Origin of the sequence: Streptococcus suis (genome assembly GCF_002960445.1) — a bacterium.
GTDB lineage: Bacteria > Bacillota > Bacilli > Lactobacillales > Streptococcaceae > Streptococcus > Streptococcus hyiners.
In genome coordinates this window covers 1-281 of sequence record NZ_POJD01000430.1, presented here as the reverse complement: position 1 = coordinate 281, position 281 = coordinate 1, and the positions used below count along the sequence as shown (strand labels likewise).

Here is a 281-nt window from a genome sequence, read left to right as displayed (position 1 = left end):
GGACTATTGACCGCTATACTTTCATTCCGCAAATCCCAATATGATTCACCCAGGAAACTTACTCGTCCATAGATACTAGTTGCTGAAAGTGCAACCTCAACATCAATTGGAACAATAATTTTTGTCCGTCCAAACGTTTTACGAATTACAACAATATTATCTCTGCCAACTAATACAGTCTTATCCAAATCAACTACATCATTGCCAAACAAGCGTACAATGTTAATATCTTCAAAACCAAACCTATCTTGAGAGTGGTCGTGGTTGCCAAACCATCTATT

1 protein-coding gene is annotated in these 281 nt (G+C 37.4%); it reads right to left on the bottom strand.

Features of this window, described 5'->3' with window-relative positions; all coding sequences use genetic code 11:
• A partial coding sequence (gene liaF, locus C1G53_RS12395; RefSeq protein ID WP_161941440.1) for a cell wall-active antibiotics response protein LiaF occupies positions 1 to 281 on the bottom strand: 281 nt, incomplete at both ends.